The following is a 25,552-nucleotide window of genomic DNA, read 5'->3' as shown; positions in this document are numbered from 1 at the left end:
AAAAATATTTAAAATTATGACTATTAACACAGTAACAAATTCTCTCACTGGTTCAGAAATAGCAATTATTGGCTTATCAGGGCGTTTTCCTGGAGCTAAAAATATTAATGAATTTTGGCATAATCTCCAAAATGGCGTAGAATCAGTTTCTTTCTTTACAGACGAAGAATTATTATCAGCAGGTGTAAGTTCATCTTTATTAAATGACCCGAACTATGTCAGAGCACAAGCTATATTAGAAGACGCAGAATTATTTGACGCAGAGTTTTTTGGCTTTAATCCCAGAGAAGCCGAAATTACAGATCCACAACACCGAGTGTTTCTAGAATGTGCTTGGTCAGCTTTGGAAAATGCTGGATATGATTCACAAAATTATCAAGGTGCAATTGGTGTTTATGCTGGCTCTGGTCTGAATACCTACTTACTGAATATTTATTTAAATCCAAATATCATCAACTCTATCGACCCTCAGCAACTCGTTCTTGCAGGTAATAAAGATTTCTTAACCACTCGTGTTTCTTACAAACTCAACTTAGAGGGGCCAAGTTATGCAGTGCAAACTGCTTGCTCGACTTCATTGGTTGCTGTTCACTTAGCTTGTCAAAGTTTACTTAATGGTGAATGCGATCTCGCTTTAGCTGGTGGTGTTGCGATAAATGCATCCAGAAAAGACGGATACATCTACACAGAAGGAGGAATAATGTCTCCTGACGGACATTGCCGTGCCTTTGATGCTGGGGCAAAGGGATCTGTGGGTGGCGAGGGGGTGGGCATTGCCGTGTTGAAACGATTAGAAGATGCTCTCAATGACCGCGATCGCATTCATGCTGTAATTAAAGGATCGGCAATCAATAATGATGGTTCATTCAAAGTCAGCTACACAGCACCCCGCATTGATACTCAAGCAAAAGTGATTAGAACAGCCCAAATAGTAGCCGAAGTCGAACCGGAGACTATCACTTACATTGAAACTCACGGTACGGGAACAGCTTTAGGAGATCCCATTGAAATTGCTGCCTTAACACAAGCTTTTCGCTCAAGTACCCAAAAAAAAGGATTCTGCGCCATTGGATCGGTCAAAACCAACATTGGACATTTGGACACTGCGGCTGGTGTAACGGGATTAATCAAAACCGTTCTAGCCCTCAAGCACAAACAAATACCCCCAAGCTTACACTTCCAGCAACCCAATCCTGAAATTGACTTTGCCAATAGTCCTTTCTATGTCAATACCACACTTTCTGAATGGGAAACAAATGGCACTCCTCGACGTGCAGGAGTTAGTTCATTTGGTTTAGGGGGAACCAACGTCCATGTGATTCTCGAAGAAGCGCCAATTGTCCAAGCTTCTAGTTCCTCTCGTCCTTGGCAATTGTTGATGCTATCTGCCAAAACAGAATCGGCGTTGGCAACGGCGACAACAAATCTGGCTGATTATTTGCAAGCACATCCTGATTTAAACCTGGCTGATGTGGCTTACACATTGCAGGTTGGGCGCAGAACTTTCGACTATCGGCGAGCAGTTGTCTGCCGAGATATTCCAGATGCGATCAACGCACTTCAAGATTCAAAGCGAGTTTTCACGAATACAGAGAAAGTTCAGGAACGTTCTGTTGCTTTTATGTTTTCGGGGCTGGGAACTCACTATATCGATATGGCTGTGGAACTTTACCAAACTCAGCCAACGTTCCGCGTCTGTGTTGATCAATGCTGCGAATTCCTCAAACCACATCTTGGTTTAGATTTGCGAGATGTGTTGTATCCCCATCGCCACAGTGACAAGGGAAATCAACAAAATACTGTCTCTCTTAAACTAGATTTGCGAAAAATGTTAGGTAGGGAAACGGAACCAGCAGATATTGCCGCGCAAAAACTCAATCAAACTGTTCTCAGCCAACCAGCTATTTTCGTCATTGAATATGCTTTAGCTCAGTTATTTATATCGTGGGGAATTCGGCCTCACGCCATGATTGGCTACAGCATCGGTGAATATGTAGCGGCAACTCTAGCGGAGGTTTTATCTATTGAAGATGCTTTGACTTTGGTAGCAAAAAGAGCGCAAATGATTCAAGAGCTACCAAGCGGGGCAATGCTGGCAGTTGGGCTTTCCGAGTCAGAAATTCAGCCTCTATTGAGCGATCGCATCTCCATGTCTGCAATTAACGGATCTTCTTTGTGTGTGGTTGCAGGTTTCCCAGATGCGGTTGCAGAATTAGAACAAAAGTTGAGCGCCCGCGGTTTAGTTGGTAAGCGTTTACAGACTTTCCATGCTTTTCATTCGGTAATGATGGAGGCGATCGCACCAACTTTTCACAATTTAGTTAATAAATTTAGCCTCAATCCCCCAAAAATTCCCTATTTATCTAACGTTACGGGAACTTGGATTACAGCAGACCAAGCCACAGATCCTAGTTATTGGGTAAAGCATCTCTGTCAAGCTGTACGCTTTGCAGATGGTATACAACAATTATGGCAAAAAGACAATCCCATTTTACTGGAAGTTGGCCCTGGTCAAGCATTGAGCAGTTTTGCGTCCCAATGTCTAGAAAATGAGGCGAGAGCCAAGTCTGTAATTTTGCCTTGTTTGCGTCATTCCTACGAGCAACAGTCCGATATCGCCTTTTTAATGAATACATTGGGTCGCTTGTGGTTGGCAGGAGTAAAAATAGATTGGTTTAGCTTTTACGCCCATGAACAACGCCAGCGCATCCCCTTACCAACTTATCCTTTTGAACGTCAGCGTTACTGGATTGATGCCCATCCAGAAGCTAACTTAACTCAAATAGCTCAACAAACATTACACAAAAAAGCAAATATTGCTGACTGGTTTTATATTCCTTGTTGGAAACGCTCTCCTCACGTCGCACCATCAGCACAAAAGTTAAAATGCTTAGTTTTTATTGATACTAAAGTTCGTGGATTGCAAGTTGCGAAACAACTGGAATTAGCAGGGCATGATGTAGTTAATGTGAGGGTTGGAGAGCAGTTTACCAAGTTAGGCGATCGCTCTTACGCAATTAATCCCCAAGCGCAGTGTGACTATAATAACTTGCTTCAGGAACTACGGGATTTTCAATTAAATGCCATCTATCATTTTTGGAGTCTCATCCCTCAACAAGCAGAATCACTCCATCAGTTCTTTGAAGAATGTCAAAATCATGGTTTTTATAGTTTACTGTTCTTAGCGCAGGCATTGGGCAAACAAGAAGTTAACGATGTCCAAATTTTGGTAGTTACCAACAATGTCCAAGAAGTCAACGGCGACGAAAATTTATGCCCCCAAAAGGCAACTGTTATGGGAATCTGTAAGGTGATTCCCCAAGAATACCCCAACATCACTTGTCGTTGCATTGATGTAGTCATTCCCGAATCAGGGACACCTCAAGAAAATCGACTCGTAGACCAACTTGTAACAGAACTTACGCAAACAACATCTGAGAACATCGTTGCTTACCGTGGTAAACATCGTTGGGTGCAAACTTTTGAACCAATACAACTTGAGGAGCCAAATCGCGAAACAATTCCCATCAGAGAGAATGGAGTATATTTAATTACTGGTGGTTTGGGCAATGTTGGTTTAGTGTTGGCAGAATATCTCGCTCAAACAGCCGGTGTCAAGCTCATTCTCACAGGGCGTTCCGGTTTGCCAGCAAAACAAGAGTGGTTGCAATGGTTAGCAACTCACGAGCAAAACGATGACATCAGCCGCAAAATTCAAAAAGTACAAGCTTTAGAAGCATTGGGTGCAGAAGTTTTGCTTTGCCGCGCCGATGTTGGCAACCTCGAACAAATGCAAGCAGTCATAACTCAAGCATCAAAATGCTTTGGTGAGATTCATGGTGTGATTCATGCTGCAACTGTGAGAGTGTACAACACTGTCCAACAGATCAGTAAACCTGAGTGTGCAACTCAATTACACTCGACAGGACATGGTTTATTAGTTTTAGAAAAAATATTACAAGGAAAACAGCTTGATTTCTGCGTAGTCATTTCATCGTTAGCATCGGTTTTAGGTGTAATGGGTATGGCTGCTTATTCATCAGCCCATGTATTCACAGATGCTTTTGTACACAAACAAAATCAAACAAGTCTTGTTCCTTGGTTGAGTATCAATTATGGTGATTGGATTACGCAGGAATCCGTAGAATCAGCCGATATATTAAAAGGTGCAGATTCTGTGATGACAGGACAAGAAGGGCTAGAAGTTTTTCAACGTGCCTTATGTGCAAGTCAGTTGACTCAGATTGTGACATCAACTGTAGACTTGCAAACTAGCATCAACAGATGGATTAATCTGGAATTTCGGCAAAATTCGCAAGTCACACCCAAAACCAGTGGTGCTGCAACTTATTTAAGACCGAATTTAGATCATGCTTATGTTGCTCCGAGAAGTGAAGTCGAGCAAGCGATCGCCAATATCTGGCAAAAACTCCTTGGTATTGGGCAAATAGGTATTCACGATAGCTTTTTTGAATTGGGTGGCGACTCTGTACTGGGTATTCAAGTCAGCGCTAGAGCTGCTAAGGCAGGTTTTAGGTTAACTCCTCAGCAATTATTTGAACATCAGACAATTGCCAAATTAGCAGAGGTGGTAAACACAACCCAAGTAGTCCAAGCTGAACAAGGCTTAGTAACTGGTTCGCTACCTCTGACACCAATTCAGCACAGGTTCTTTGAACGGAATATATCAGAACCGCACCACTGGAACCAGTCGATTTTTTTAGCAGCCCCAGCAACTATCGATCCAGCAGCGTTGAAACAAGCGTGGCAGCAATTACTATTACATCATGATGCCCTGCGTCTGCGATTCATTCCCTCGGAATCTGGTTGGCAAGCAAAGAATGCTGGGTATGAAGATATATCTTTTACACATATAGATTTATCGGCATTGTCAGCAGCAGATCAAGAACTGGCAATTAAGACAAATACGGCGCAACTACAAGCTAGTCTCGACCTATCAGCAGGACCGATTATCCGGGTGGCGCTGTTTCACTTGGGTGCAAATAAATTCAACCGCTTGTTGATCGTTGTCCACCACTTAGGCACAGATCCCGGTTCTTGGCGAGTCTTGATAGAGGATTTGCAAACAGCCTATCAGCAAATCTGTCAAGGTAAACCAGTTGAACTACCACCAAAAACAACTTCTTACAAACAATGGGCTTTGCGCTTAGAAGAATATGCACGTTCAGCCAATTTACAAAAAGCCCAAAATTATTGGTTAAGCAATCGCTATCAGCAAGTTTCTCCACTGCCAATAGATTATTCTGATAGTATTAATAATGTGGCATCAGAACAAATTGTTTCAGTCACACTGAATGCCCAAGATACTCAAGCCCTGCTACACGAAGTTCCAGCAACTTTTCGCATTAATACCCAAGAAGTTCTCCTCACTGCTTTTGCCCAGGCTTTTGCCCAATGGACAGGAGAGAATTTACTTTTAGTTGACCTCGAAGAAAATGGCCGGGAAGTCAGTACTAGTGGTATAGATAATGTTGATATATCAAGAACTGTAGGTTGGATTACTACTACCTATCCCGTACTTTTAGAATTAGAGAAAGCTGACAATCCAGGTGATGCATTGAAAGTTGTTAAGGAGCAACTGCGTAGCATCTCTGGTCAGGGTATTGATTATGGAGTGCTACGTTATCTCAATAAAGATGCAGTAGTTCAAGACAAAATGCGTAGACGCGTAGCGGCTTGTCGCAAGACATCGCTTCCCTCAGCAGAAGTAGCGTTCCTTTATGTCGGTCAACTAGCTAAAAGTCTGCCCCAAGATTCTTTGTTCCAATTGAGTGAATCATTCCCAGAAGCAACTAACAGCCTCCAAGCCACTCGTCCTCATAAGTTACATTTGATTGTCTCAGTTGTTGAAGGTCAATTGCAACTGGATTGGTACTACAGCAAGAATGTCCATCGCCTAGAGACAATAGAAAAATTATCAGATAAGTTTATCAAATCCCTCAAGTCGATTATCGCCTATTGTCAGTCTTTGGAAACTGTAGAGTACACCCCTTCAGATTTTGCAGCAGCAAATATTAATCAAGAAAATTTGAGTAACTTGCTGGCTCAGATTGGTCAATCAGGTAGGGGACTAGGGACTGGGTAATAGGTAATGGGGAAGAAAAATATAGTTTACCAATCCCCAATCCCCAATCCCCAATCCCTAATCCCCAATCCCTAATCCCCAATCCCTAATCCCTATGAAACAAAATAATATTGAAGATATCTATGAACTTTCTCCCATGCAGCAGGGTATGCTTTTTCATAAACTGGCTGCACCCGATTCGGTGGTATATTTCGAGCAGGTTTGCTTCAGCTTGCAAACTCAAATTAATGTCTCAGCCTTTCAGAAAGCTTGGCAGCGAGTTGTAGATCGCCATCCAATTTTGCGTACCTCTTTTTATTGGGATAATCTTGATAAACCTTATCAGGTTGTTCATCAGCAAGTAAACTTACCTTGGGAATTTCAAGACTGGCGGAAATTATCTTTTCCAGAGCAACAAAAGCAACTAAAAGCTTTCTTAAAAGCAGATGGCGATCGCGGCTTTGAACTTTCTCAAGCTCCATTAATCCGCCTGACATTAATTCAAGTGACTGATGACACTTATGAATTTGTTTTCAGCTTTCACCATATATTAATGGAAGGATGGTCTGTAAACTGGTTATGGAAGGAATTTTATGAGTTTTATAATGCTTTTTGTCAAGGACAAGATTTACATCTAGAGCGTCCCCGTCCATATAGAGAATATATTGCTTGGTTACAGCAACAAGACTTGGATAAAGCAGAGGCTTTTTGGCGGCAGAAACTTAAAGGTTTTACATCACCAACACCAATAATTATAGGTAATACTTCTGCTAAGTTTTCTGAGCAAAAAGAAGATTATCAAAGGCAAGAAGTCTTATTTTCAGCAAATTTAACAACTGCCTTAAAATCCTTGGCACGAAAATATTATCTGACCTTAAATATCTTAATTAAAGGAGCTTGGGCTTTACTTTTAAGTCGTTCTAGTCAAGAGTCAGATATAGTTTTTGGATCTACATCTTCAGGGCGACCGACGGCGCTAGCAGATGCAGAGTCTATGATTGGACTCTTTATCAACACACTGCCCCTAAGAGTACAAGTGGATAGTAACGCTTTTCTCATACCTTGGCTGCAAAATCTGCAAGCCCAAGAAGTTGAGATGCGTGAATATGAATATAGCCCGTTGCTCAAAATTCAACAATGGAGTGAGATACCCCGTGGTTTACAACTATTTGATAGTATTTTAGTTTTTGATAATGAATTAGTAGATTACAATCAAGAAACGCTGGCTCAAAATATAGGAATTGTTCAGTCTCAGTTGTTAGGGGAATCTAAGTCATTTTTTAACTGGACAAACTATCCTTTGACTGTGGGGGTAATGCCTAAATCAGATTTCTTGAATTTATCCATTTCATATGATATCCGTCGCTTTGATAGTGATACTATTAGTAGAACGTTGCGTCATTTAGAGACGTTGCTGGCAGGCATTGTTGCCAATCCACAGCAGCGTTTATCAGAATTACCACTGTTAACGACCACCGAGAAAGCACAGCTTGCCCAATGGAACAACACGCAAACTGAGTATCCACAAACATCCATCCACGAATTGTTTGAAGCGCAAGTAGAACGCACACCTGATGCTGTAGCAGTTGTGTTTGAAGATGAACACTTGACCTACTGTGAACTCAACAACAGAGCTAATAAATTAGCCCATTATTTGCGTTCCTTGGGAGTAAAACCAGAGGTATTGGTGGGGATTTGTGTAGAGCGATCGCTCTCTATGATAATCGGACTATTAGCCATCCTCAAAGCAGGTGGCGCATATATACCCTTCGATCCAGCATATCCCAAAGAACGATTAGCTTTCATACTAGAAGACGCTCAAGTGCCGTTATTGCTGACTCAAGCCTCGCTCTTGGAAGCAATGACCCAACACAAAGCCCAAGTCACTTGTTTGGATACTGAGTGGCAGGCGATCGCACAACAAAGCAAAGAAAATTTATTCTGTAAGCTAAATACTGAAAACCTGGCTTACATCATCTATACTTCTGGTTCCACAGGCCAACCAAAAGGCGTACAAATTCCTCACAGTGCTTTAAGCAACTTTTTGTTTGCAATGAAGCAAAGCCCAGGATTAACCAAGGAGGATACCTTACTAGCAATCACTACCTATTCCTTTGATATTGCGGTATTAGAGCTTTTCCTGCCAATTATAGTAGGTGGTCGCTTAGTAATTGTCAGTAGGGAAGTAGCCTCGGATGGAATGCAGTTAGCAGTAACACTGGCTAATTCAAAAGCTACAGTCATGCAAGCCACACCAGCGACATGGCAGTTACTTCTAATTGCAGGTTGGGGTGGTAATCATCAATTAAAAATCCTCTGTGGTGGCGAAGCCTTACCCGCACACCTAGCCAATCAATTACGGCAACGGTCTTGCTCATTATGGAATATGTACGGCCCCACCGAAACCACCATTTGGTCAGCGGCATCTCAGATAGAAACTGATAGCAAACTCATACCCATTAGTCACCCAATCGCTAACACGCAACTTTACATTCTAGATCAATATAATCAGTTAGTTCCTATAGGTGTAATAGGCGAATTGCATATAGGTGGCGAAGGACTAGCACGAGGCTATTTGAATCGCCCAGAACTGACTGTTGAGAAATTTATCCCCAATCCCTTTAGCGAACAACCTGGGACACGTTTGTACAAAACAGGCGATTTGACACGCTATTTACCCAATGGAGAGATTGAATACCTGGGACGTATTGATTATCAGGTGAAGATTCGTGGTTTCCGCATCGAACTTGGAGAAATAGAAGCATCTATTAGTCAACATCCAGCAGTGCGTGAAGTAGTTGCGACAGCAGATGCTCAAAGTTTAGTAGCTTATGTAGTTCCGCACGCAGAACAAACACTGACGATTACTGAACTCTGGGGCTTTTTAGAGCCGAAGTTACCAAACTATATGCTGCCAACAGCTTTTATGATGTTAGAAGCACTACCACTAACACCTAATGGTAAGGTCGATCGCAAAGCATTAAGAGCGCCTGATACAGTACGTCCCCAATTGCAAGCAATTTATCAACCACCCCAAACTGAAGTAGAACAAACTATTGCTGATATTTGGCAAAGAGTGCTTCAAGTTGAAGACATAGGAATTCATGATAACTTCTTTGAACTCGGCGGTCATTCATTGCTTTTAGTTCAAGTTCATAGCAAATTGCAAAAAACATTTCAGCGAGACTTTTCTATGATTGAAATGTTTCAGTATCCTACCATTAACCATTTAGCTAAATATCTGATTCAAGAGTCAAGCGAACAACCATTTACACAACATTCTCAACGCCCTGAAAGCAGAATCGCTTCAGTAAAGCAACGCAAACAAGCTAGGAAAGAACATCGCTCTGCAAAAAAGTATAAGGGTGTTTCAACACAATAATAAACAAAAACATAGATTTAATTAACAGTTAAAATTGCTGCAAAAAGTTCAATTCAAAAAGGTTTTTTGATAAATATGTTAAATAATCATCACAACTTAAATGAGCAAAATCAAATAGCTGTAATCGGGATGGCAGGGCGTTTTCCCGGAGCTAAAAACGTTGATATTTTTTGGCAAAATATTCGAGATGGTGTAGAGTCTATTTCTTTTTTCACTGATGAAGAATTAGTATCAACAGGGATAGATCCAGTATTGCTAAATCAAACTAGTTACGTCAAAGCAGGTGGTGTACTAGAAGATATAGAGTTATTTGATGCTTCATTTTTTGGCTTTCTACCTAAAGAAGCCGAAATTACAGATCCACAACACCGTCTTTTCTTAGAATGTGTTTGGGAAGCTTTAGAAAACGCTGGCTATAATCCTCAAATTTATGATGGTCAAATTGGTCTTTTCGCTGGTGTCGCTGCAAGTAACTATCTGCTTTCTAACTTATATCCCAACCGGAAATTGATGGAATCAGTAGACAATTTCCAACTTTTGATTGCAAACGATAAGGATTTTCTGCCTACACAAGTTTCTTACAAATTAAACTTGAAAGGGCCAAGCATCAATGTTCAGACTGCCTGTTCCACATCATTGGTTGCTGTCCATTTAGCCTGCCAAAGTTTACTCAATGGTGAAAGTGATATGGCTTTGGCTGGTGGCGTTTCCATACTATTACCACAAAAATTTGCTTATCAATATCAAGAAGGGGGAATTCATTCTCCTGACGGACACTGCCGAGCTTTTGATGCCAAAGCTAAAGGAACTGTTGGTAGCAATGGTTTGGGTGTAGTAGTTTTGAAAAGATTAGAGGATGCCATTGCTGATGGTGACTTGATTTATGCGGTAATCAAAGGTTCAGCTGTCAATAACGATGGTTCTTTAAAGGTTGGATATACAGCTCCCAGTATTGATGGTCAAAGGGAAGTCATTTTAGAAGCCCTTGCCTTAGCAGGAGTCGAACCTGAGACGATCGCATATGTAGAAACACATGGTACTGGAACGGCGTTAGGCGATCCCATTGAAATCAAGGCTCTGACACAGGCTTTTCGTACTAGCACAAACAAAAAAAACTTTTGTGCGATCGCATCAGTAAAAACCAACATCGGACATTTGAACACAGCAGCAGGAGTCACAGGATTAATCAAAACAGTTCTTGCTCTGAAAAATCAACAAATACCCCCCAGCCTGCACTTTGAAAAACCCAACCCAGAAATAGACTTCGCTAACAGCCCCTTTTACATCAACACTAAACTATCACCGTGGCAAACCAACGGCACACCACGCCGCGCTGGAGTCAGCTCCTTCGGAATTGGCGGCACAAACGCCCATGTCATTTTAGAACAAGCCCCTGGTTTGGGTCAGGGGAGCAGGAAAGCAGGGGAGCAGGGAAGAAAGTATCAATTGTTACTACTGTCTGCCAAAACTAGCACGGCTTTAGAAACAGCCACAGCCAACCTACTAACTCATCTCCAACAACATCCTCAAATTAACCTAGCGGATGTTGCCTACACCCTACAAATCGGTCGCCAAGCATTTGAACATCGTCGTCTAGTAGTATGCCGTGACCTAAATGATGCTGTGGAGGTGTTGAGTAGTCAAAATCCACAACGCGTTTTAACTCACCACCACAAATCCAGACATTGTCCAGTCGTATTCATGTTTTCTGGACAAGGGGCGCAATATGTGAATATGGCATGGGAACTGTACGAAGTTGAACCGACATTTCGTCAACATGTAGATACTTGCGCTCAGATTCTCGAACCCCACCTGAATTTTGACATCCGCCAGATACTCTTCTCTCAAGACCCGAAAACAGCTAGCCAACAACTGCAACAAACCGCCATCACCCAACCAGCATTGTTTGTCATTGAATACGCCCTTGCTCAATTATGGATGGAATGGGGAGTACATCCAGAGGCAATGATTGGTCACAGCATCGGGGAATATGTGGCTGCAACCATTGCTGGTGTATTTTCCCTAGAAGATGCTTTAGCTGTGGTCGCCATTAGGGGACGATTAATGCAGCAATTGCCTACAGGTAGTATGTTAGCAATTCCATTGCCAGCAGAAAATGTACGATCGCTGTTGGTTGATGAGACATCTGTGCAAATAGCGGCCATTAATAGCCCATCTTCCTGTGTGGTTTCTGGTAACTGTGAGGCGATCGCAGCCTTCCAGGAGCGATTGTCCTCTCAAGAAATTGAATGTCGGCTGTTGCATACATCTCATGCGTTCCATTCACAGATGATGTCACCAATATTGGAAGAGTTTGTGCAGTTGGTGAAAAAGGTGAAATTGAATTCACCACGCATTCGCTTTATTTCCAATGTAACTGGTAGTTGGATTACTCAAGAACAAACTACAGATCCTGATTATTGGTGTCAACATTTGCGCCAAACTGTGAGATTTTCAGATGGAATATCGCAACTGTTAGAGCAGTTTGAAGGCGTTTTTCTGGAAGTTGGGCCAGGACAAACTTTAAGCACACTAATAAAACAGCATTTAGATAGAAGTGCCAAACAACTGATACTGACTTCGTTACGCCATGTTAAAGAACAAGAATCGGATGTTGCTTGGTTGTTGCAGACTTTAAGTCGGTTGTGGCTTTTTGGTGTAGATATTGATTGGTCAGGATTCTATACTCATGAACGGCGTCATCGTCTGCCTTTACCTACTTATCCTTTTGAGCGACAAAAGTACTGGATTGAACCACAAAAGCTAGCACCTTCCGAAAGACAGTTCAAGCCAAAGTTAAAAGCATCAGAGCTTTGGAAATCTCTAGTAGAAACTGCTCTCATACAAGAAACTGACGGAATTAAGGGATTTGATCGTCAAACTTATCTAGCGAACAAACAGTGGTTGGATCGTTTATGTGCTGGTTACATAAATCTGACGCTCAGGCGTTTAGGAGCTTTTAAAAATCCAGACCAAAAGTATTCTATTGAGGAATTATTTGAGCAATGCCAGATTATTCCTCAGTACCGACAATTGTTATATCGCTGGTTAGATGTACTGTTAGAGCAAGGTCACTTACAGCAAGATAAAGAGATCTTTACAAACCTGCTTCCATGTTCAACAGACTCTATAAATGTTCTTGCACAAGAAGTTAGAGTCAGATGGGCAGACACACCCCAGGTCATAGATCAACTCCAAATCTGTGGTGAAAATCTGGCAGATGTAATGATTGGTAAAAAACAACCATTGGAGTTGTTTGTTGCTCTGAGAAACAAGGAATCAGAAAATTCAAATCCAAAATTTAGTTTGGATAAGTACTACAAGGAAATCATGCAGACTATTCTGCAACAGGTAGTGAGGTTAGTGTCATCAGAAGTGAACCTAAAAATTTTAGAAATTGGGGCTGGACAGGGACTCGCTACTGCAGAATTGTTACCTGTGTTGCCGTCCGAGCAAACCAATTACACTTTCACTGACGTAGGTGTTTTGTTCTTGGATGAAGCCCAACAAAAGTTTAATGCCTATCCGTTTATTGAATATCGCTTGCTAGATATTGAGCAGCCACCTCAAGAGCAGGGGTACAAGAGCCATAACTTTGATGTAGTCATAGCTTACAATGTGCTGCATGTAACCCAGAGCATAGGAAAAACTCTCCAGCATATTCGCTCTCTACTGGCTCCCGAAGGCTTGCTCCTAATCTGGGAGTCAACTCAACCCGAACCAGCTTTCGATATTAGCTGGGGTTTGCTGATGAATCCCCTGGAGGATGATGAACGCAGCCGAGGTAATCCATTTTTATCAAAGCAGCAATGGTGTGAAGCACTTCGTACTCATGGATTTGTTGAGGTAGCAGCTTTCCCTGAAACTGAAGCTTTGGGGCAGCATATTTTGCTGGCTCAAGCAGCTTCGTCAACAGCACTACAATCAGCTTCAGCATTTACCACAACCTTGGAGCAAAAAGATCCTAGCAAGACGCGTCAAGTATCATTAGATAAAAAGCCCGACATTGCCGATTGGTTCTACATTCCATCATGGAAACGCTCAATGGCACCACAGCCTTTTAACTCAAAAGTGCAAACAACTCAGCAAAGATGCTGGTTAGTGTTTGCTGATGAGTGCGGCTTAGGTGAGAAAATGGTGCAACAACTCGAACTTGCTGATCACGATGTGATTATAGTCAAGGTTGGAGAGCGATTTGCTAGGGAGAACAATTCACCGCAACAGGTATATACCATTAACCCTCGACAGCCGGATGATTACGACGCACTCTTCAAAGAACTTCTTTCACTGAACAAGATCCCAAAAACGATTGTTCATCTATGGAGTGTTACATCAAACCATCATGCAGAATTATCAATTGAGTCCCTTGAAAAGTCTCAATACTTAGGCTTTTACAGCCTGGTGTTTCTGGCACAAGCACTCGGTGAAAATCACCAGACACATTCGCTTGAAATTGTAATTGTCTCAGATAATATGCAGGACGTAACAGGTGAAGAGATGCTGTGTCCTGAAAAGGCGATGGTGCTTGGGCCTTGTAAGGTCATTTCCCAAGAATACCCGAACATAATCTGTCGTAGCATTGATGTTGTGATTCCCGTTTCAGAAAGTTGGCAAGAGGATAAACTTATAGATCGGTTGCTGGACGAGCTACATACTCAAACGTCTGACCGGGTTGTAGCTTACCGTGGACATCATCGCTGGGTGCAAACCTTTGAACCCGTCCGATTGGATGAATCCGTCGAAGGAAAACCACGCTTCAGGGAAGAGGGAGTTTATCTGATTACAGGTGGATTGGGAGGCGTTGGTCTATTGAATGCAGAATATTTGGCAAAGACTGTACGCGCCAAACTATTACTAATAGGACGTTCGGCTTTTCCCGAAAAAGACGAGTGGTCAGAGTGGTTGTCAACTCATGATGAACAAGATAGCGTCAGCCATAAAATTCGGAAATTACAAGAATTAGAGACTTTGGGTGCAGAGGTTCTAGTAATTAACGCTGATGTGATTAATTTAGAACACATGAAAGCAGCGATCGCTCAGGCAAAAAATCGATTTGGTTCAATTCATGGAGTAATCCATAATGCATCAGAAAATAAACAAGAATTAATTGCACAAAATACGCTTTTAAAAGGAATTGTTTTTACACCTAAAGTCATAGGAACGTCAATACTCCACGATCTCTTCAAAGACACCGATTTGGATTTCTTTGTACTGACTTCATCACAAGCTTCAATCACAGGTGGAATCGGACAAGTAGAATACACTGCTAGGTGTGCTTTTATTGACGCATTCGCTCGCTACAGTAACCTTAAACATGGTAAGTTCATTAGAGCTATGAACTGGAATAGATGGAAGACTTCAGAATGGATAGCTAAAACAAATATAGAGGGTGCGTCAGGATTAACACTTGAAGAAGCAGCATTAACGCCTGAAGAGGGTATGGAAGCGTTTAGGCGTATTTTGTCTAGTAGCACAGTGCCTCAAGTTGTTGTTTCAAATAGCGATTTGAACAACTTGATTAATCGGAACTTGATTAATCTGAAAGATACCATCAATTCTTTGTCAGAGGAATTTAGTAAAGTTGGTCGAGTTAAACCAACTCACAAGCGCCCTAACTTAGGTAATGCATATATTCCTCCACGTAACGAAATCGAGCTTACTCTCGCTGACATCTGGCAAGAAACCTTTGGGATTGAACAGGTAAGTATTGACGATAACTTTTTTGAGTTAGGAGGAGACTCTTTACTTGCGACTATTGTGCTTTCTCGGCTACGCAAAACCTTCAAGATCGAACTACCTTACAAAGCCTTCTTTGACAAACCTACTGTGGCCGATCTAGCTGAGGTTATTGCACGAATACTAGCCGAGCAGACAGATCGAGAACAGCAGGCTCAAATGCTAGCAGAAATAGAGAACCTTTCAGAGGATGAAGCACAGACAATACTTGTCTCAAAAGAGCAATTGGTTGAAGCAGGAGATTAAAATGAGTGACCTTTCGCAACGGATCGCCAATCTTTCCCCTAAGAAACGCGAGCTTTTTCTGCAAAGGCTTAACAAAAGCAAGGGGGACATTTTCTCAAAAGAACAAATAAAGTTTCAAAGTCGAGAGTCCAACTGTTTTCCCCTGTCTTTTTCCCAGCAACGATTGTGGTTATTAGAGCAACTATATCCTGGAAGCTTCACATACAACGAGCCAGCTGCCTTACGCTTTGTTGGGGAACTCAATGTCGCCGCACTGGAACAGAGCTTTGTTGAAATCGTGCGTCGTCACGAAGTTTTTCGTACCACTTTCCCCACAGTAGATGGATACCCCGTTCAGGCGATCGCCCCAACTGTAAGTGTAAAATTACCAATAGTAGACTTGCGCGATTTACCAGAAGTTGAGCAGGAAGCTCTTGTTCAACGGTTAGCTCAACAAGAAGCACAATTACCCTTCGATCTGGCACGGAAACCGTTACTGCGAGTGTCTCTGTTGCACCTTGGCGAGAAAGAGAACGTAGTATTAATAACAACACACCACATTGTTTCAGATGGCTGGTCAATGGGTGTTTTTGTACGTGAATTGGCAGCACTGTACGAAGCCTTTTGTGCTGGAAAACCCTCTCCACTCCCACAACTTCCTATCCAGTACGCAGACTTTTCTGTCTGGCAAAAACATTGGCTGCAAGGAGAAGTGCTAGAACAAAAACTAACCTACTGGAAGCGACAACTAAGTACTAACCTCCCTGTGCTAAAGTTACCAACAGTTCGTCCACGAGAGGCAGTTACAACCAACCGAGGGGCAACTAATTCCTTCGTCATTCCTGCAAATCTTTCCAAAAATATCCAATTGCTCTCGCGCCAGGAAGATGTGACTCTGTTCATGACTTTACTGGCAGCCTTTCAAATCCTGCTACAGCGCTACACAAACCAGGATGATATAGTTGTTGGTACTGATGTTGCTAACCGTAACCAGCCTGAAACAGAGTTACTAATTGGTTTTTTTGTCAATCTGCTAGTCTTACGCACTTACCTTGGAGGTAATCCAACTTTTAGAGAGTTGCTTAAACAAGTGCGGAAGATAACGTTAGAAGCCTACGAGCATCAGGACTTGCCCTTCGAGAAATTAGTAGAGGTTCTCGCACCTGCACGCAATTCCAGCCACACACCGCTATTTCAGGTGTTATTTGTCCTCCAAAATACTGAGAAACTTAGCCTAGAATTGCCAGGACTGACCCTTAGCGACTTTGTTTGGGGAAACAATACGGCAAGGTTTGATTTATCGCTATTTTTGACAGAAACAGAGCAGGGAATCAAGGGAAACTGGCGCTACAATGCTGACCTTTTTGATGCCACCACCATCACACGTATGTCCGGGCATTTTGAAGCACTACTAAACAGTATTGTGGCACAGCCTGATACTCGGATTAACAATTTAGAAATGCTTACTAAAGCTGAAAAGAAGCAACAAATAGAGACAGAAGTCAAACAGGAAAAGAGCTTCAAAAATTTCAAAAACTTCAAACCCAAAGCGGTGAAGTTACCACAAGGACAATTAATCAAGATAGATTATTTGCATCCTGGAGAAACGCTCCCTTTAGTACTCAAACCCGAACTCAACGATTTCGATTTAATAGATTGGGTTCAAAGCAATCGGGAATTCATAGAAACTAAGTTGCTTAAGCATGGTGCTATCCTCTTGAGAGGCTTCAATTTAGATTCCGTGTCAGCATTTGAAAATCTGGCTCAAGCTATTTGTCCCAGTTTGTTTGGTGAGTATGGGGATTTGCCTAGAGTTGGGATCGGCGATAAAGTTTATGGTTCCACCCCTTATCCACCCGACCAAGCTATTCTATTTCATAACGAAAGTTCCCATATGCACTGCTGGCCCTTAAAAATCTGGTTTTTCTGCATACAACCAGCTAAGTTTGGCGGTGAAACACCAATTGTGGACTGTCGAAGAGTTTACCAACTACTCGACCCAAAACTGCGAGCAAGATTTGAGCAAAAGCAATTAATGTACCTCCGCAATTACACTGAAGGTCTAGATGTAAGTTGGCAAGATTTTTTTCACACTACTGACAAAACAGTTGTTGAAGATTATTGCCGTCAAGCTGGAATAGATTTTGAGTGGCTCTCAGGCAATGATTTGGTAACTCGCAAAGTTCGACCAGCAGTTTCTAAGCATCCGAAAACGGGGGAATTAGTGTTTTTTAATCAAGTGCAATTGCACCACATATCATGTTTGGAGTCAAGTGTCCGTGAATCTTTGTTGTCAATGTTTGGTGAGGAAAGACTGCCGCGTAATGTCTATTATGGTGATGGCTCTGCTATTGAAGACTCGGTTATGGAAGAAATCGGGACAGTATATCAGCAAGCCACAATCAGTTTCCCTTGGCAGAAAGGGGACGTATTAATGCTAGACAATATGTTGACCGCACATGGACGCAATCCCTATGAGGGTTCACGCAAAATTGTCGTAGCGATGGGTGAAATGATTCGTAGTCAAGACATTTAAAGATATTTCAATAATTTGAACAATCTATGCAAAATTACGCTATTGAAGGGTTTCAGCTTTCACCACAGCAAAAGCATCTCTGCTTATTACAAAAAGATAGTTTTGCTTATCGCGCCCAATATGCCATTTGTATTGAGGGTAAACTTGATACAAAAGTTTTAAAAGAAGCTTTCCATAAAGTCGTTAATAGCCATGAAATTCTTCGCACAAATTTTATTAAAAGACCGGGAGTAAAAATTCCTATTCAAGTAATAGTTAAAAGTAGCACAATTTTATGTAATAATATTGATCTGAGCGATTTATCTATTGAAGAACAGTCAGCCAGAATCGAGCAAGCATTTCAAGCAGAAAAGCAATTTAGTTACAATTTTGAGCAAGGTTCACTCTTGCGTTTATCCCTACTGACTTTGTCAGAAACCCAGTATATTTTACTTATTACTTTGCCATCGTTATGTACGGATAGTTGGTCGCTCAAAAATCTGGTTCAAGAAATTAGTGATGGCTATGCCGTATACTTAAAAGGTGAAGAATTATCTAATGAACCAGTACAATACATCCAATTTTCTGAATGGCAGAACGAACTTTTAGAAGAAGAGGATGCAGAAACTGGAAGAGCATACTGGCATCAGCAAAACTTCTGGTCAATTCCAGCTCTGAACCTTCCTTTTGAAAGCAAGTTCAACGAACAAACAAAATTTTCTCCTGATGTTCACACTTTAATAATAGATTCAGATTTAGTAGCAAAGTTAGAAGCGATCGCACCTCTACATAACACTACAATTGCTGAATTTCTCCTTGCCTGTTGGCAGACACTATTTTATCGGATATTAAGAAGATCGGATATTATCATCAGCACTGTCTATAGTGGCAGGAAGTATGAAGAACTGCATACAGCGATGGGGCTGTTCGCCAAGTGGCTACCCACTAACTGTACTTTTCAGGATGATTTTAAATTCAGTGAAATTTTGTCGCACAATAGCGAAGCTTTACGCAATAATCACAAATGGCAAGAATACTTCATTTGGGAAGAAAGTACAGAAACGGCTGTCAATGTTGTCAACTTCCCCATAAGTTTTGAATTTGAGGAATGGCCTGCAAAATTTTGCGCTGGTGGAGTTTTATTTTCCCCGTACAAGCAGTATATCTGTTTTGACCGATTTAAAGTAAAACTCTCCTGCGTGCGAACAGAAGACTCTCTCAGAGCAGAATTTCACTACGATGCCAACTTATTCTCAGTAGAAGATATTGAATACTTGGCAGAACAGTTTCAGACTTTGGTAGAAAGTGCCGCTAACAACGCAGAAGCTACAGTCAGCGAGTTAGAGATTCTCAGCGATCGCCAACGACAACAACTGTTAGTTGAAGTTAACAACACGCAGACCGACTACCCACAAGACAAATGCATTCACCAGCTATTTGAGGAACAAGTAGAGCAAACACCCAACAACATTGCTGTTGTCTTTGAAGACCAGCAACTGACCTACCGCCAGCTAAATACTCGTGCAAATAAATTAGCTCATTACTTACAGGCTCTTGGTGTGGGGCCAGAAGTGTTAGTGGGGATATGTGTAGAGCGATCGCTAAATACAATCATCGCTATGCTTGGTATTCTCAAAGCAGGTGGAGCATACGTACCATTAGATCCAGCGCTACCAAAAGATGCTTTAGCCTTTCGATTGCAAGATGTCCAAGCACCAATACTGTTGACACAACACTCGCTGATAGAAACGCTGCCTAATACAAGTGTGCAGGTATTGTGCTTAGACACAGATTGGCAAGCGAATGTGCAAAAGAGCGATACCAATCCGACTAGCGAGGTAACAAGTGAAAACTTAATCTACGTGATTTTTACCTCTGGCTCTACAGGTCAACCCAAAGGTGTTGCCGTTGAGCATTGGCAACTCGTCAATTACTTGCACGGCATCTTACAGAAATTAAATCTGCAGAATGGTGTCAATTTCGCTACTGTTTCTACCTTTGCAGCAGACTTAGGTAACACGGCGATTTTTCCTGCCTTATCTACAGGAGGATGCCTTCATATAATATCTCAGGAGCGCGCATCTGACCCAGAAGCACTTGCGGAGTACTTTCAACGCCATCCTATCGACTGTCTCAAGATTGTTCCCTCTCACCTTACCGCTCTTCTAGCATCTTCTCCAGAAAAGTCTATTTTGCCGCGCCAATGCCTCATCCTTGGTGGTGAAGCGTTAAGCTGGAATTTGATTGAGACTATCCAACGACAAAAACCAAATTGTCAGATTCTTAACCATTACGGGCCAACAGAAACTACTGTAGGTGTTTTAACTTATCTGGTTGAGCTTTCTACCAAATCTCAAATCCAAAATCTCAAATCCTCGACAGTTCCACTAGGACATCCTTTAGCCAATACACAAATCTACGTGCTAGATGAGCGGTTGCGACCAGTACCCATTGGCATACCTGGTGAACTTTACATTGGCGGTGCAGGCTTAACGCGGGGGTATCTAAATCGTCCTGAATTAACAGCAGAAAAGTTCATAACAAATCCTTTTAGTCAGAAACATGGGGCACGGCTGTACAAAACTGGGGATAAGGTGCGCTACTTAGACGATAAAAACCTAGAATTTATTGGACGAGTTGACGACCAGGTAAAAATTCGCGGCTTCCGTATCGAATTGGGAGAAATTGAGGTAACACTACAGCAACATTCAGCAGTCCAAGAAGTTGTAGTCTTAGCAACAGAAGAGGCTCTCGATGGCAAGAGCTTAGTAGCATATATAGTTCTCACTTCTAAGTTCCAAGTCCTCAGACAAAATCTTCACTCAACACTTATAAGTGAACTACGCAGCTTTTGTTTGCAGAAACTACCTGAGTACATGATTCCTTCAGTTTTCGTGTTCTTGAAAGCGCTACCATTGACAGCTAATGGCAAGGTTAATCGCCAAGCACTACCCGCACCTGAACACACTCGTCCTGAGTTAGAACAGCTTTATGTGGCACCACGCACCCTAATAGAAAAACAGCTAGCTGAAATTTGGACAACAATTTTAGATTTGGAACAGGTGGGTATCCACGATAGCTTCTTTGACTTGGGGGGACACTCGCTGCTAGTCACCCAATTGCTTGCAAAGGTGCGAAAAGCTTTTCAGGTGGAGTTGCCTTTGCGTAATTTCTTTGATACCCCTACCATAGCCAATTTAGCTAAGACAATCGAGAAGAAACAAAAAGTAGATTTAAGTGTTCACGCTACGAGTGTTAAGCTCAACGCAGAAGCCGTCTTAGATCCGGCAATTCATCCTCCAACTGTACCTATAGAACATCAAAGTGAACCACGCTCTATCTTATTGACTGGTGCAACTGGTTTTTTAGGAGCCTTTTTACTCTCCGAACTGCTGCAACAAACGCCTGACTCGGATATTTACTGTTTGGTACGTGCCCAAACAGCAGCAGATGCCAAACAGCGCCTGCAAGACAGCTTGGAAACTTATTTACTTTGGAATGACAGTTTCGCTAAAAGGATTGTCCCAGTTGTTGGAGATTTATCTCAACCACTTTTGGGATTGTCAGATGAGGAGTTTCGTTTGCTAGCCAGTCAAATCGATCTTATCTATCATAATGGTGCGCTAGTTAATTTTACTTATCCTTACTCTGCACTCAAAGCTGCAAATGTTTTAGGAACTCAAGAAGTGTTGAGATTAGCTACTCAAATAAAAGTCAAGCCAGTGCATTTCATTTCTACGATTGGTGTAGCTGCTGCTGTAAGTTCTGGATTGCATATACGGGAACAGGATAACCCAGAGCATTGGAAAGCGATCGCTAACGGCTACACACAAAGTAAATGGGTATCAGAAAAGTTAGTCACAATTGCTCGTGAGCGGGGAGTTCCTGTATCTATTTACAGACCGGGGCGTATTTCAGGACATAGCCAAACAGGTGTTTGCAATGTTAACGACCACACTTTCAGAATGATTCGAGGCTGTATCCAACTTGGAAGCGTCCCTAATCATGACACAATGGTAAACTTAATCCCTGTAGATTATATGAGTAAAGCGATCGTTCATTTATCGCAACAAAAATCTTCTTTAGGGAAAGTTTTTCACATTCTCAATCCTCAGCCTCTCCATTGGAGTGAGTTTGTCAAATGTATTCAGTCATTTGGTTATCCACTGCGGCAAATTCCCTATGAAGAGTGGCAAGAGGAGCTTATCAATGCAACTCTAATGTCAACTGATAATGCACTGTATCCGTTGATAGCAATTTTTTCTGAAAGCAAATCTGCCGAGCAAACAACTACTGAGGATTCAACAACCTACCAGTACGACTGCCAAAATACTATCACTGGATTTTCAATAACCTGCCCGCCACTCGATAGCAAATTATTGAGTACCTACTTCTTATACCTAATTCGTAGTGGTTTTTTGGATAAACAATAGCTGAATAAAATGTTTTTTTGAAAAAAAGCAGTTGTGTACACCAACACTTATTAAGTCATAGCAGTTTTTTGCTTAATATTCTAGCCATCCTTACCTCAAGGTAGTACAATGCGAACTATCCAAAATCAAGCCGCAGAAAACCTAATTTTACGCCAAAAGCAGTATTTAGAAACATTGATTGAACGCTACAATCAGCGAACTAAAACATCAAAACAGATTGCTCAAACTTATCGTCAGTTTCTAGCTGATAACAAGTCCTTCGTTAACTTCAATCTTACTCTCAAGGAAGTATTCTATCCTATTGTTGCTAAATCCTCTCTCGGCTCAAAAATATGGGATGTTGATGGTAACGAATATATAGATTTCATCATGGGATTTGGCATAAACTTGTTTGGTCACAATCCACAGTTTATTAAAGAAGCTTTAATAGCACAACTAGAGCAAGGTATACAAATTGGCCCTCAAGCAGAATTTATTGGTGAGGTTGCCAAGTTAATTTATGAATTTACAGGAATGGAGCGGGTAGCCTTTAGTAATACAGGTACAGAAGCTGTAATGACCGCGATTCGCTTGGCAAGGACAGCAACAGGACGCAGTAAAATCGCCTTATTTTCTGACTCTTATCACGGACATTATGATGGCACATTAGCTCAAGTTAAAATGATAAATGGAAATCTACAAACAGTACCCATTGCTCCAGGAATACTGCAAAACTTTGTTGAAGATGTTTTAGTTTTAAATTATGGCAATCCTCAATCTTTAGAGTTGATAAAACACCATGCTCAAGAATTAGCTGCTGTTTTAGTTGAACCCGTACAAACCAGACGACTTGACTTACAACCTCAAGTATTGCTTCAAGAATTAAAGCAATTAACCAAAGAATCAGGAATCATATTAATCTTTGATGAAATGGTTACTGGTTTCCGAATTCATCCTGGTGGTGCACAGGCGTGGTTTGGCGTTGAAGCTGACATTGCAACCTACGGTAAGATAGTCGGAGGTGGTATGCCGATTGGCATTATAGCTGGCAAAGCTAATTACATGGATGGAATTGACGGGGGAATGTGGAATTATGGTGATACATCCTATCCTCAAGGAAAAACTACCTTTTTTGCAGGTACTTTTTGTAAACATCCTTTAGCTATAGCTGCTGCTAAAGCAGTACTTCAACATTTAAAAACTCAAGGTGTTACTCTGCAAGAAAAGTTGAATCAAAAGACATTGCAGTTTATTGAAACACTAAATACTTACTTTAAAAAAGAAGAATTACCTATTCAAATGGTGAATTTTGGTTCAGTTTTTGGATCTGCTTTTTCAAAAAGTGATGAAGCTGCGGAAGATTCCCAACCTTCTATAGTTTTTGATTTGTTATATTATCACCTACTTGATAGGGGAATTATGCTACGAGGACAGGGAGGTTTTTTATCTACAGCTCATACAGATGAAGATATAAGACGTGTAATTTGGGCTGTTCAGGATAGTGTTGAGGAAGTGAGGAAAGCAGGATTTTTACCTCATTAACATGTGAAAATTGATAATTTTCACAACTTTATATAACATCAGTAATAAAAATTTTATGCATTCGTAAATTCGTTATTAAGCTGATGATAGTTTTGATCTAAAAAATTGTACTTTAGTTTTGTTTGCTTACTTAATTTAAAAACTTTCTAAATTGTATATCTGACTTTAATCCATGATTAGTCTAACAACCCGCCTTTATAAAGGCGAAACTGATTTACAAGCGATCTCTGAGTTGCTGAACGCATGTGAAGCTGTTGATCAACTCGATCAAGGGGTATCCGTCTCCGAACTGCGACAAATATCTGATGACCCATCCCTGGATAAAATGCGTGATATCCGTCTGTGGGAAGACGCCAACGGCAAGCTAATTGGCATCGGTCATTTATGGATTCCCACATCAGGTAAGGTCATTAATGGCTTCTTATCGTGCCATGTTGCTCCTAGAGCCCGCAATGAGAATCTGGAAAGACATATCATCACCTGGGGTAAGGAGCGCATGCGCGAGGTTAAGCAGGAGCGGGGCTTGAATGCTACACTGTGTGCGTCTGCTCATGATCAAAATGCAAATTTTATTGCTCCGTTAGAAAGTAGTGGTTTCAAGTCCGATCGTTATGTGCTAACAATGAGGCGAACACTTAAAGAATCCATCCCAGAACCGCAGTTACCAACTAGTTTCACTCTCCGCCAAGTAAAAACTGGACAGGATGCCAAAGCTTGGGTAGAGATGTACAACCAGTCGTTTATTGACCATCCTAATCACCGTGATTTAGAAGTCGAACATTACAAAAACCATTGGAGTAACCACACATACAGACCTGATTTGGATCTGGTAGCAATCGCTCCTGATGGTACTTTTGCAGCGTTCTGCGAGTGCAAAATCAACCTAGAGAATAATACCCATACTGGACGCAACCAAGGTTGGATCTTAAAACTTGGTACAAGACGTGGTTTTCGCCGCATAGGTCTTGGACGTGCGATGTTGCTTTCCGGAATGCGCCAGTTACAAGCTGCTGGCATGGATATAATAAAGCTGTCAGTCGATTTAAATAATCCCAATGGTGCTTTGCAGCTTTACGAATCTGTTGGCTTTCATAAGCTCTACACTATGATTTCCTACATTAAAGATATTTAGTCTATTCACTTGGAACTTCATATTTGCTCAAACTTAGACCACACCACAATTCCAGCGCAAAACTTTGCAAGCAGCCTGTATATCCAACAAGCTACTTCAATTGCAACCCTATCTTTTCACTTCTCCAGAATTTTTGCAAAATTGGGATGCTCTCTATGAAACACCCAATATTAATTGAATGGCAACATGAGTATATCCTTCAAGAAGCTTTTTGGCTGCAATTGCCCATCAAAATTCACGCTTGTCTTGGCTGTTTTCAATGAACTCTCATAGCGATAGTATCCACATTGATACACTCTGTATTTAGTTTTAATTGCACCTATTCATTATTCCCGTATTTCCTCACAATTAATTTTAGGATTACTGTAGCAGAAACAGTAAATAACCTGAGTTCGGGATAAGGAAAGAGACAGGTAGTAAGCTGAAAATAGCGTTAAATCCAGCAACCTGCCCTATGTTCAGTTTAGATGCTTTGTTTTGCCATGTAGATGATTTCTGTAAAGCATTTGAAACCCAATGGTAC

Annotated in this window: 7 protein-coding genes and 1 pseudogene; 7 read left to right on the top strand and 1 reads right to left on the bottom strand. The window is 41.5% G+C overall.

All coding sequences use genetic code 11. The features are described 5' to 3' along the window. The first annotated feature begins 16 nt into the window (after positions 1-16). The 7 genes from RMY31_RS33235 to RMY31_RS33205 all read left to right on the top strand — a co-directional run bounded on the left by RMY31_RS33235 (position 17) and on the right by RMY31_RS33205 (position 25,029). Positions 17-6,106, top strand: coding sequence for an SDR family NAD(P)-dependent oxidoreductase (locus tag RMY31_RS33235; protein ID WP_322661353.1), 6,090 nt, complete (start codon positions 17-19; stop codon positions 6,104-6,106). Between the two features lie 94 nt (positions 6,107-6,200). Further along, positions 6,201-9,467, top strand: a complete 3,267-nt coding sequence (locus tag RMY31_RS33230) for an amino acid adenylation domain-containing protein (RefSeq protein ID WP_322661354.1) — start codon at positions 6,201-6,203, stop codon at positions 9,465-9,467. A 75-nt stretch (positions 9,468-9,542) separates the two neighbouring features. Beyond that, on the top strand, positions 9,543-15,449 hold the full coding sequence (locus RMY31_RS33225; protein WP_322661356.1) for a polyketide synthase: 5,907 nt from the start codon (positions 9,543-9,545) through the stop codon (positions 15,447-15,449). A gap of 1 nt (position 15,450) precedes the next feature. Next, complete coding sequence (locus tag RMY31_RS33220; RefSeq protein WP_409879183.1) at positions 15,451-17,964, top strand: condensation domain-containing protein; 2,514 nt, start codon at positions 15,451-15,453, stop codon at positions 17,962-17,964. A gap of 26 nt (positions 17,965-17,990) precedes the next feature. Next, positions 17,991-22,376 carry an amino acid adenylation domain-containing protein gene (locus RMY31_RS33215; protein WP_322661358.1) on the top strand — a complete coding sequence of 1,462 codons (4,386 nt, stop codon included), beginning with the start codon at positions 17,991-17,993 and terminating at the stop codon, positions 22,374-22,376. 108 nt (positions 22,377-22,484) lie between these two features. Continuing rightward, positions 22,485-23,897 (top strand): aspartate aminotransferase family protein, encoded by a 1,413-nt coding sequence (locus RMY31_RS33210; protein WP_322661360.1) that lies wholly within the window; start codon positions 22,485-22,487, stop codon positions 23,895-23,897. A gap of 172 nt (positions 23,898-24,069) precedes the next feature. Beyond that, the gene (locus RMY31_RS33205; protein ID WP_322661362.1) at positions 24,070-25,029 is read left to right on the top strand and encodes a GNAT family N-acetyltransferase; all 960 of its coding nucleotides are present in this window, start codon (positions 24,070-24,072) and stop codon (positions 25,027-25,029) included. Positions 25,030-25,185: 156 nt separating this feature from the next. Here the strand turns inward: RMY31_RS33205 and RMY31_RS33200 are convergent. After that, positions 25,186-25,290: pseudogene (locus tag RMY31_RS33200) on the bottom strand (IS630 family transposase); the annotation flags it as partial. Positions 25,291-25,552 lie beyond the last annotated feature (262 nt).

Source organism: Dendronalium sp. ChiSLP03b (genome assembly GCF_034531165.2).
Classification (GTDB): domain Bacteria; phylum Cyanobacteriota; class Cyanobacteriia; order Cyanobacteriales; family Nostocaceae; genus Dendronalium; species Dendronalium minutum.
This window is presented reverse-complemented; position numbering and strand designations above follow the sequence as displayed.

Coding starts and splice junctions, on each gene's coding strand:
- RMY31_RS33235 (WP_322661353.1), top strand. CDS start 17: ATGACTATTAACACAGTAACAAATTCTCTCACTGGTTCAGAAATAGCA.
- RMY31_RS33205 (WP_322661362.1), top strand. CDS start 24,070: ATGATTAGTCTAACAACCCGCCTTTATAAAGGCGAAACTGATTTACAA.
- RMY31_RS33215 (WP_322661358.1), top strand. CDS start 17,991: ATGCAAAATTACGCTATTGAAGGGTTTCAGCTTTCACCACAGCAAAAG.
- RMY31_RS33220 (WP_409879183.1), top strand. CDS start 15,451: ATGAGTGACCTTTCGCAACGGATCGCCAATCTTTCCCCTAAGAAACGC.
- RMY31_RS33210 (WP_322661360.1), top strand. CDS start 22,485: ATGCGAACTATCCAAAATCAAGCCGCAGAAAACCTAATTTTACGCCAA.
- RMY31_RS33230 (WP_322661354.1), top strand. CDS start 6,201: ATGAAACAAAATAATATTGAAGATATCTATGAACTTTCTCCCATGCAG.
- RMY31_RS33225 (WP_322661356.1), top strand. CDS start 9,543: ATGTTAAATAATCATCACAACTTAAATGAGCAAAATCAAATAGCTGTA.